At 57.0% G+C, this 10599-nt stretch carries 9 protein-coding genes; 5 read left to right on the top strand and 4 right to left on the bottom strand.

Annotation, left to right across the window (positions count from 1 at the left end; all coding sequences use genetic code 11):
* Positions 1–104 precede the first annotated feature (104 nt).
* A complete protein-coding gene (locus tag IPM39_02395; GenBank protein MBK8984922.1) occupies positions 105–974 on the bottom strand; it encodes a response regulator in 870 nt (289 codons plus the stop codon).
* A gap of 207 nt (positions 975–1181) precedes the next feature.
* Positions 1182–1799, bottom strand: a complete 618-nt coding sequence (locus IPM39_02390; protein ID MBK8984921.1) for a 4-vinyl reductase — start codon at positions 1797–1799, stop codon at positions 1182–1184.
* A 282-nt stretch (positions 1800–2081) separates the two neighbouring features.
* On the opposite strand from IPM39_02390, the gene IPM39_02385 reads away from it, so the two are divergent.
* From IPM39_02385 to IPM39_02370, 4 genes are all read left to right on the top strand, one after another.
* A complete protein-coding gene (locus IPM39_02385; protein MBK8984920.1) occupies positions 2082–3422 on the top strand; it encodes a glycoside hydrolase family 1 protein in 1341 nt (446 codons plus the stop codon).
* Positions 3423–3572: 150 nt separating this feature from the next.
* The gene (locus IPM39_02380; GenBank protein ID MBK8984919.1) at positions 3573–4658 is read left to right on the top strand and encodes a hypothetical protein; all 1086 of its coding nucleotides are present in this window, start codon (positions 3573–3575) and stop codon (positions 4656–4658) included.
* Positions 4630–6366 carry an AAA family ATPase gene (locus tag IPM39_02375; GenBank protein ID MBK8984918.1) on the top strand — a complete coding sequence of 579 codons (1737 nt, stop codon included), beginning with the start codon at positions 4630–4632 and terminating at the stop codon, positions 6364–6366. The genes IPM39_02380 and IPM39_02375 overlap by 29 nt, the downstream gene beginning before the upstream one ends.
* Before the next feature lie 89 nt (positions 6367–6455).
* On the top strand, positions 6456–7100 hold the full coding sequence (locus tag IPM39_02370) for a dTMP kinase (GenBank protein MBK8984917.1): 645 nt from the start codon (positions 6456–6458) through the stop codon (positions 7098–7100).
* A 58-nt stretch (positions 7101–7158) separates the two neighbouring features.
* Here IPM39_02370 and IPM39_02365 read toward each other — a convergent pair whose 3' ends face one another.
* Positions 7159–7530: a zinc ribbon domain-containing protein gene (locus IPM39_02365; GenBank protein ID MBK8984916.1), complete on the bottom strand. Its 372-nt coding sequence runs from the start codon at positions 7528–7530 to the stop codon at positions 7159–7161.
* A 203-nt stretch (positions 7531–7733) separates the two neighbouring features.
* Between IPM39_02365 and IPM39_02360 the strand changes: the two genes are divergently transcribed.
* Complete coding sequence (locus IPM39_02360) at positions 7734–8360, top strand: guanylate kinase (GenBank protein ID MBK8984915.1); 627 nt, start codon at positions 7734–7736, stop codon at positions 8358–8360.
* A gap of 21 nt (positions 8361–8381) precedes the next feature.
* Here the strand turns inward: IPM39_02360 and IPM39_02355 are convergent, their stop codons facing one another.
* A complete protein-coding gene (locus IPM39_02355; GenBank protein MBK8984914.1) occupies positions 8382–9929 on the bottom strand; it encodes an L-lactate permease in 1548 nt (515 codons plus the stop codon).
* Between the last annotated feature and the right edge of the window lie 670 nt (positions 9930–10599).

Raw genomic sequence — 10599 nt, 5'->3', positions numbered from 1 at the left:
AACAAAATCAGGGCTATTCCTAGCCCTGATTACCTTTCTAAATTGATGAGCCGGTAAAGCCGACCATACGGAATTGTATCTGAAAGCCGCCGGGCCTTCACAACTTATCCCACACGTTCCTGCAACGAAACAAACAACGATTCCATGTCGGTAAACCGATGTTCGCGCGACGAGACGCTGTTCACCCGTACCATCAACCGCTCCGATTCCGGCATTTCATGCAAGCGTTGGCGCTCCAAAGCCGGGTAAAAGTATTGAATAGAGGGCTGCAAACGCACCAGGCAGCGTTCCGCCACCTTTTTGCAGCGGTCGGACGTGGTAATCACCACAAAATCGCCGTTGTCCGTATGGCCGACAAAATCGTTGCCGCCGCTTTCCTGCACCGCATTGGTGATCATCAGCGTCACCGCCCGCGAAACATCGTCGGCGGCCACAAAGCCATACCGGTCCCGGAATTTATCCAGACCATGAATACCGGCCAGGATAATGCCCCAATCTGGCTGGCGGACCATCTGTTCCAGGCGCTCGACCACCAACTGCCCCTCCGGCAGCCCGGTGACCGGGTTGAGCAGCGTGCTCAAGCGCGCCCGGCGCAGTGAATTGCGTACCCGCAGCCGCAGTTCCTGAATATCAAATGGCTTGGTAATATAATCAACCGCGCCTAATTCCAAACCGGCCAGTTTGTCTTCACGCTCACGTTTTTCGGTTAAGAAGATAACAGGGATATTTTGGGTACGGCGCGCATGACGCATCCGGCGGCACACTTCATAGCCATCAATATCGGGTAAGCGAATGTCCAGCACAACCACGTCGGGCACATCGGCGCTGATGGAGGCAATAGCATCCTCGCCGCGCATCGCATTGCTTACCAGATAGCCCTGCGCCCGAAAGTAGGCGCTTAACATTTCCGCTAAATCCACATCGTCTTCAACAATGAAGATTTTTTGCTGCTTCTCATTTAGTCCGTCAGCCACTTGAATACTTCCTTGGGTTTTGACGAGAACAAACCAGAACGAAAAGGATTCTGTGTCGGAACAGCAGCCAGAACCGCTGCTCCTGGAATCTCACTGATTGGTAGTACCCGTAAGCGGTAATCCGTCATCGGTAATCCGTAGGCGCCACCTCTGGCAAATGCCAACGGAAAACGGGATACGGACTTCGGCCTACGGATAATAGGCCGTCTATTTTATCGGCTCTTTGTCTATGCGGATAACGCCGGTCTTTGCGCCCATGGCAATACATTCCACGGGGTTGACGCGAAATTCCAGCCCACCGCTGATCCACCGCAGGGTTTCCTGAAGGATACCGACGGCAATATGGCAGGCTGGGTGATCGGCTTGCACTCCCCAGCACATCGAACAACGGTCAATATAGTAGAGGAAGTGGTCATCAAATTCCTCAAAGCGGCTGGTCTGGTCGCTGAATTGGGTAAAAATGCGGGCAACGGCCGGAATGCCGATTCTGAGTTTGGTTTGTAGGGGCAGGACTTTAAAAGCCAGGTCGCCGACGCCGGCCAACGCACCGAAGGTTTTGAGGCCACGCGAAAAGATGGCCCGGCCGCCGCGTAAGGCCAAACCCCGACCACCACGTGGACCATAAATATCTTCCAGCCCGCGATTCAAATTGGAGATGTAGGCAAAATCAAACTCTCGTTCCAGATTGTCAGGTGGTAGATCAGTAATGAACTGGCGCATTTCCACTAAGTTGAGCAGGGCATTTAAGCCATTGCGACCCATTACCTCTTCCATGGAAATCAATAAGATACGCGCCATCTTATTGGGGTAATAATAACCACTCATGGGAACTAAGTCTCTCACAACAACCTCCAGACACTGCTTTTCAGGTGGTAGAATGACATAAGTATAGCAACTGCGTATCAATTCACCAACAGTTATTGGGCTTCAGAAGGGCAATTTAGGAATAAGGTAATGTTGAGTATCCCTGGCTGCGAAAGATACCACAGCGATTTTGCCTTGTCAAAGCGACTGAGGTGGTGGGGGATTCTGTTATAATGGCGAACGGTAGAGTGGTGGGCGCATGGGTTGGGTCTGCCGTTGGCGGTGAATAAGGAGCATATGGGCATGGCGCAGGCACAAATGATTTTTCCACCTGACTTTCGTTGGGGCACGGCCGTTTCCTCTCATCAAGTCGAGGGCAACAATACCAACAACGATTGGTGGGCCTGGGAACAGGCAGACGGCCGTATCCTGCACCACCACCAATCTGGCCTGGCCTGTAACTGGTGGCAAAACGCCGAAGCCGACCTGGACGCCGCCGCCGAGATTGGCATCAACGCCCAGCGCATCTCCATTGAGTGGAGCCGGGTGGAGCCGGAACCCAGCGTCTTTAATACGGCCGCTCTGGACCGCTACCGCGACATGCTCAGCGCCATGCGCGACAGGGGCATTGAGCCAATGGTCGCCCTGCACCATTTCAGCAACCCGCTCTGGCTGGTGGAAAAAGGAGACTTTAACGTGGACGTGGTGGTGGACTATTTCCAGCGTTACGCCGCCAAAGTGGTAGACGCCCTGGGCGACCTGGTTCCCAAGTGGATCACCTTCAATGAACCGATGGTATACATGTTTGCCCGCTACCTGACCGGTGATTTTCCTGCGCCGCGTAAACAGGGAATTGGCCCTGGCTTTCAGGCAGTACGCCACATGATGCACTGCCACGCGGCCGCCTACCACACCATCAAGGACAAATACCCGGCGGCGCAGGTGGGCATTGCCAAAAGTATGCAGGTGTTTGCGCCGCGGCTGGATGGCAGCCGGCTGGATAACTGGATGGCGAAACGCGCCGACAGCGTTTTTAACGATTTGTGGCTGGATAGTCTGGTAAGCGGGCAGTTGAAACGGCCGTTTGGCCGCGGCCGCATCCCCCACCTGGCAGACTCCTTCGACTTTGTGGGTATCAACTATTACACCCGCTTCCGCGTTAAATTCCCGCCGGGCAAAGATCTGATTGTACGTGATTGGGGCGACGACGCAGTGGTGAGTGATGGCGCGTATGGCGAGGTATATCCGGCCGGCCTATACCAGATGATCAAACGGGCTACCCGCTATAACAAGCCCATTTACATCACCGAAAATGGGCTGCCGGACCAAGCAGACCGGTTACGGCCGTCTTTCATCCTGACACACCTGCGCGAAGTGTGGCGCGCCATCAGCTTTTGTTTCCCGGTGATGGGCTATTACCATTGGAGCCTGCTAGACAATTTTGAATGGCACAACGGCTGGACCCAGCGCTTTGGCCTCATCGAGATGGACCCGGACACCCAGGCCCGCCGCTGGCGGCCCAGCGCCCATCTATACCAGGAAATCTGCCAGAGCAACAGCATCAACAGCGCCATGGCGGCGCGCTATGCGCCGGAGCTGATGGACGTTTTGTTCCCCGGCCAGTCGCCGGTTTTGCAAGCCTGACAAAACCAGCCTGGTCTACCATCTACCATGCAAGGACCACATCGCCCAAATAGCGGACATCTTAGCCGTCGGTCCCTTGTATCTTAACGTTTGTTGTATAATCCTAATCTGTAACTTGATTTGCTTTCTGGCGATAGTTAAACTTGAGCTATGATACGTCCATTTACGCTGCGGGATCTGACGCTGGTTCACCGATTGAGCGACTATGCGGTTTCGCTGCATACGGAGTCCGCGCTTACCAATCATTCCCATCCGGTGCGGGATGCCCTGGTTAGTATGGTCAGCGGCGATTATCCAACGTTTGTCTGGCGGTCGTCTGGCCGGGAAGCATCTGGATTTATCCAACTGCAAGTCCGTGAAGAGTCGCCCCACGCGCACATTTTTTTTATGGGCACGACGCCGATGTATGCGCTGGAGGCCAATGGTGGGGACACGGCCGTTTCCCCATCACCAGATGCCGATAAGCGCAACGGCCGTATCGCTGAACCCATTCTCAACGAAACGGGTTGGCTGGCTTTGTTAGACCAGGCAGTCGTCGAAGTGGGCTACCGGGGCATACAAAGTCTGGTCGCCGAGGTCAGCGAAATCGGCAGTGAACTGCCTATTCTGCGCCGCGCCGGTTTTGCCGTCTACACGCGCCAGGACATTTGGGTAGTGGAAGATGTGAACAGCCGCAGTGTCGCGCCGGCCACGCTGCTGACGCCGCGCCAACCGGCCGATGATTGGGATATTCAAATTTTGTACGCCAATACCGTCCCCAGACTGGTGCAAATGGTCGAGCCGCTGCCGCCGTTGAGCAGCGGCGAGAGCTGGATTTTACGTGAAGAAGATGAACTAACTGCCTTTATCCACATACAAAAAGGCCCATTGGCATCCTGGCTGCGCCTGTTTATTCACCCCCACGCCGAATCGCGGGTGGACGAGATTGTCACGGCGGCGCTGCAATTGGCAAAACCGGCCGTTTCTTGCCCGGTTTTTTGCTGTGTGCGCCGCTATCAGAGCTGGTTGCAAGGTGCGTTGAACCGCGCCGGGTTTAGCTTATGGGGCAGCCAGGCCGTCATGGTAAAGCATACGGTCAAACAACAGCGAAAGTCGTTGGTCGAGCCAACGGCCGTTATGGAAGCGCAAGGTATCCACGCCTCAGCGCCATCAGCGCCTATGGTGCAGCCCTACCAGCGCCCAAAGCACAACGGAAAAACAAGCGTTCATGACAGAACACGAACACACACAAGCTAGAGAAGATTTAGAAGCCCTGCTTACGATTTTACCCTTACGGGTCCGCCACAAAGTTGAAGAAATCGGACGACTCGACGAATTGTTAGAAATCGTCATGGATTTAGGCCGCATCCCGACGGCGCGCTATGTAGATGGCGAATATCTGCTCAATTCCAAAGAAATCACCCAGGTAGAGATTGATGGCGTCGTCGCCAGTATCGGCAATTTCGACGATGACAACCGCACCGGCATCGCCCGCACCCTGCACCGCATCTCCGGCATTCGCAACCGGCGCGGGTTGGTGGTCGGCCTCACCTGCCGTATTGGCCGCGCTGTCTATGGAACCATAGACATCATCGCCGACATTGTCGCCGAAGGGCACAGCATCTTGCTGTTGGGCCGCCCCGGCGTGGGCAAAACCACCATGCTGCGCGAAATGGCCCGCGTCCTGGCCGAACAAAAACGGGTGGTCATCGTGGACACTTCCAACGAGATTGGCGGCGATGGTGATATTCCTCATCCGGCCGTGGGCCGCGCCCGGCGGATGCAGGTCCCCAAACCCTCTCACCAACACGAGACGATGATCGAGGCGGTGGAAAACCACAACCCGGAAGTCATCGTCATTGATGAAATCGGCCGGGAACGGGAAGCGGAAGCGGCGCGCACCATCAACGAGCGCGGCGTGCAGTTGATCGGCACAGCCCACGGCAACAGCCTGGAAAATCTGCTGCTCAATCCCACGTTGTCTGACCTGGTCGGCGGCATTGAAAGCGTCACCCTGTCCGACGAGGAAGCGCGACGGCGCGGCACGCAAAAAACGGTGCTGGAGCGGCGCGCGCCGCCCACCTTCGACGTACTCATCGAAATTCAGAGCCGCCGCGAACTGTTGGTTCACCGCGACGTGACGACTTCTGTGGATGCGATGCTGCGCGGCCAGCCTTTTGACGTGGACATGCTCTCCCGCGACGAGCAGGGGGCGATCCACCGCGAGCAGCAGACGATGCTGGTGACCTCTTCGGCGGTGACGGGGCGGCGCGACTCGCGCCTGGACCGTGACCCGCGCGCCGAGCGCGAACCGCGTATGGACCGTGACCCACGCAGCCCGCGTGAGGGGGCGCGAGACGGCCGTACTTTGCCGGGACCGCCCAGAAGCCGCAGCAGCGAGCCGCCGCCTAAACCGTACAATGGCAGCAACGGCCGTATCCGTCTGGACGCCGCCCCCGCCGATATGGTGGTCGAACAACCCCCCACGGAACGTCAGGGGTTAAACGTCTACGTCTTTGGCATTGCCCGTAACCGGCTGTATCAGGCGGCCAAGCAGCTCAAAACCCGCGTAGACATCGTGGAAAGTCTGGCCGAGGCCGACGTTTTTTTGACCCTCAAAAGCTATTACCGTAAGCAGCGCAAACTGGTCAGCCAGGCGGAACACCTGCGCATTCCGGTGTATGTGCTGCGGGCCAACACGGTAGCCCAAATGGAGAGCTTTTTGGTCCAGGCCCTGGACCTGGAAATGAAGCCAGAGGACCCGTTCGACACGGCCGTGTCTGAAGCCGAGCGGGCCATCCAACAGGTGCTGACCGGCCAAAACTCGGTGGACCTGACGCCGGTCAATTCGGCCGTGCGCCGCTACCAGCACCAGATGGCCCGCCAGGCCAACCTGGTGTCGCACAGCTACGGCAAAGAGCCGCAGCGCTTTGTGCGTATTTTCAACGAACGACGTAATCCGTGAGCAGTAATCAGTGTTCAGTGTTCAGTTTTCAGTTTACTGAACACTGAACACTGAACACTGAACACTGAACACTGACTCCCCACCACCATATGTTCATCACCCTCGAAGGACCAGAAGGCAGCGGCAAATCGAGCCAGATTGGGCTGTTGGCCGCGTTTTTGCGCGGGCAAGGCTTTGTTGTGCGGCAAACCCGCGAGCCGGGTGGCACGCGCATCGGCGACCAGATTCGCGCCTGTTTGCATGATGTGGCTAATGGGGAGATGACGGCCGTCACCGAAGTTCTGCTCTATGCCGCTTCCCGCGCCCAACACGTGGCTGAACTGATTCGGCCGGCTCTGGCCGCCGGGCAGGTGGTCTTATGCGACCGCTTTGCCGACAGCACCATCGCCTACCAGGGCTACGGCCGTGGCCTGCCTCTGGCCGACCTGCACAGCCTGACTCACATTGCCACCGGTGGCCTGCAACCTGACCTGACGATTTTGCTGGATATAGACGTGGAACGCGGCCTGGCCCGCCGCCAGGTGGGCGGTGAGGAGATGAACCGTCTGGACCTGGAGGCGGTCAGCTTTCATCAGCGGGTGCGGCAGGGCTACCACACGATGGCCGCCGCCGAGCCGTCGCGTTGGCTAACAGTTGACGCCAACCGTTCGGTAGAGGAAGTAAGTGGGGAATTGTGTACGGCCGTGTTGTCGCGTTTACGTCAGCCGCTTTTGGCCGTAATCCGTAATCCGTAATCCGTAATCCGTAATCCGTATACAGTTGTCTAACGACTTACGGAACACGGAACACGGCTTACGCAAGATCGCCACCCAAATCTGGCAGGGCAGATTCGATGGCTTCCGGCGACTCGCCGCTTTCCAGTCGATCCACCACCTCGTTAAACTCGTCACCCATGTCCTCGCCCATCTCCCGGCTCATTTTACGCATGAAACGGCCGATAGCCTGCGGGTCTTCCTCATCCAGGCCGGCCAACGCGCTGTCGTCCATCATCGAATCCAGCCGCGCGTCTTCCGATTTGGCGACGGCGATACGGCCGATGCGCCGTTTGAGGTTGCTGCTGTGGCAGTGGGGACAGGTGGGTTGGACCGTGCCGTATTCAGCAAAGGTAAAAGCCAGGCGCACCGGCCGGCGGCAATCCTGGCAGCGAAATTCATAAACAGGCATAATATCCCTTCATTGACTCTTCGAGGTTAATGCTGTAGCGCACTCCCAAAAGTGCGCCACAGATGCAACATATTACTGGACATCGGCGTTTTTTGCTGTCACCAGTGCAGCGCGGTTTGCCTAATCGTGTTGCGCTGCCAGAAGTGGTGGCAAATCGCGCCAGACTGCAAAACATTATACTTTCGTCGAAAACAGGTGCAACTATGATTCCCGAAGAGAACCTCTATCAAAGACCCAGCTATCCGGTACTCATGGTCATTTCGGGGCCTTCCGGGGTGGGCAAAGATACCATCGCCCGGCAGTTGATTGATCGGCGGCCGGACAACTTCTATTTTGTGGTAACGGCCACGACCCGCCCGCCACGTCCTGGGGAAGTGCATGGGCAGGATTATTTTTTTGTGTCCAACGATGAATTTGCCCGCATGATCGAAGAGAACGAACTGCTGGAGTACGCCATCGTTTATAACGACTATAAAGGAATTCCCAAGCAGCAGATACGCGATGCCCTGACCAGCGGCCGCGACGTGATTATGCGCGTAGACGTGCAGGGCGCGGCTACTATTCGCAAGCTGGTGCCCAACGTCGTCCACGTCTTCCTGATGTCGGAATCGGAAGATGAGTTGGAGCGGCGCTTGCGCGAGCGCAAATCGGAAACGGGCGAGGGGTTGAGCCTGCGGATTGCCACAGCGCGCCAGGAAATGAAGCGCACCGATGAATTTGATTACTTTGTCGTCAATGCCGAGGGGGGGCAGGAGCGCGCCGTGCAGCAGATTTTGAGCATTATCGAGGCCCATCACTGCCGGGTGCAGCAGTCGCCAGTGGTTTTGTAGCGGCCAACGAATCGCCAATCATCAGGCCAACAGCCAGGCGACCAGGGCGACAGCCAGAATGATGCCCAGCCCATAAACGGCCGTCAAACGCAGCACACGGCCGTCATCAGCGCCCGGCGCGGTGCTGCATCCCACAATCACTTTGGCCGGGGCAAAGGTGCTGCCGACAGCCCCACCGGCTGTCTGCGCCGCCAGAATGATGGGCACGGGCAAACCCAGGGTAACGGCCGTTTGCCGTTGTAATTCGCCAAAAACCACATTGCTGTTGGTATTGCTGCCGGTCATAAACGCCCCCAACGCGCCGATAAACGGGCTAACCAGCGGGTAAACCGGCCCGGCGACGCTGCTGAGGGCGACGGCTAACAGTTGGGTCATCCCGGCGTGCTGCATCACCGTGGCCATGGCCACCAGCGTGAAGATGCCCACCGTTGGCTTCAATGAACCGCGCCAGGTGCGGCGCAGCATGGTACGGCCGTCATACACCCGCAGTCGGCCATCGGCTGCCGGAAACACTCCCCGCCAGCGAAACCAGGCAAAAGCCAGCAGGCTGGCATACAGCAGCAGCGCCCCGCCATGTCCAAACAGGTCAATCGAACGGCCTGGTCCGGCGGCCGTTTGCCAGCCAAAATCAGTCGTCACGCCCGGAAACCAGGCGTTGATCTGCACCTGACCCAAAAAATCGCCCAACACAAACTGCCCAATCAGCACCACCCCAATTAAAATGGCGTAAGGCGCAAAGGCGGCGGCAAACCGCCGGGCCTGAAAACCCGCCGTTTGCGCCGGCCGCCGACGCGTAAAAAGGAAGATAGCCGCCACCAACCCGGCCAAACCGGCCCCAAATGCGGCCAGCGTCCACAACCCGGCGCGGGCGGCCGCCCACTGTGTCCCGGCCATCACGGCCGTCATGCCCAACAAAAAGAGGCCGCGCTGGCGCACGGCCGTAGAGCCACCCGCCAGCCACAACACACTCAAGCCGCTGCCCAGGCAGCACACGGCCAGCATCACGGCCGTCGGCCCGGCCAATTCCTCGCCCGGCAGCCCTGTGGCCGCCACCAACGACAAAAACGACGACCCCAGCGAGCCGAACGTCACCGCCCAGGCGTGGCCGATCAGAGCCATCGTCACCGCTTCGGTGGCGCCAAACCCCAACGCCAGCAGCAGCGGCGCAACCACCGCCGCCGGCACGCCATAACCAGACGCGCCCTGCAAAAAAGAGCCAAAAATCCAGGCCAACAGCAGCGCCTGCGCCGCTTTATCCTGGGTTAACAACGGCAGCTCACGGCCGATGGCCTCGATGGCCCCCGCTTCATTCACCGTGTGGTACAGCAGCAAAGCCATCCAGATAATGTACAACACGAACAACGACAGCAGCACGGCGCGGCCGACGGCCACCCACAGCAGGGGCAGATTGGCCCCAAAAAAGAGCAGACTGAGGCAAACGGCCGTAACCCAACCCACCACCCCCGCCCGCTCCCCAGGCCAGTGGCGTCCAACCATCAAATACAACACAACCAGAATCGGCGCCGCCGCCGCTAAAACGTTAGGGATTGTGAGAAATGGTAGGTCCATAACAAAGCATTACAGTCCAACAGGGTGATTGATGCCTGATTTCTGCTCCTCCGTTACCTGTATTTTCAGACAATTTGATTTGACGATGAACGGCAAAAGGCTTAAAATCAACTAGTCAGATAAGCAGTTGACACAGTGTCAACCTTTCACCACGCGCATTTCAAGAAGACGCAGGCATGGATGTTTCTAAAATTCAACTTTTTATGCAGTGTCTTTCAATCCCCAAACAAATTGGGTTTTAGACTCCAACACAAACCCTATCATGACACAGAGATTTAGCAAAATTCTCAATCAGGTATTTTCTCCAATGTTTCTTTTTCTTTCGAGGTAGCCCTAACTGCAATCTCGTGATGTCAGGCGAAGCTTTTTCGGGCAGTAGACCGGAAAACAATCGTTATCTATTTGATTTTCCTCTGATCGCTTATTCTTGTTGGTGGACCGGGTTTCTAGTGTACGTATTCGGTAATCCGCAATGTCGTTGCACGACCACTTTGTGACCGTTATTCCGTAGGCCGCTACCTCTGACAAATGCCAACGGAAAACGGGATATGGATTACGGTTTACGGCTACTAGCCGTTTGTCGCCAATACAGAAGCCTGTATTTAAGTGGTAGATAACTGGTTAAACATCGAAAACAAGCTGAGCCATATCTCATTAAGGAGGAGACTAT

This window comes from Candidatus Leptovillus gracilis, from assembly GCA_016716065.1.
GTDB lineage: Bacteria > Chloroflexota > Anaerolineae > Promineifilales > Promineifilaceae > Leptovillus > Leptovillus gracilis.
This window is presented reverse-complemented; position numbering and strand designations above follow the sequence as displayed.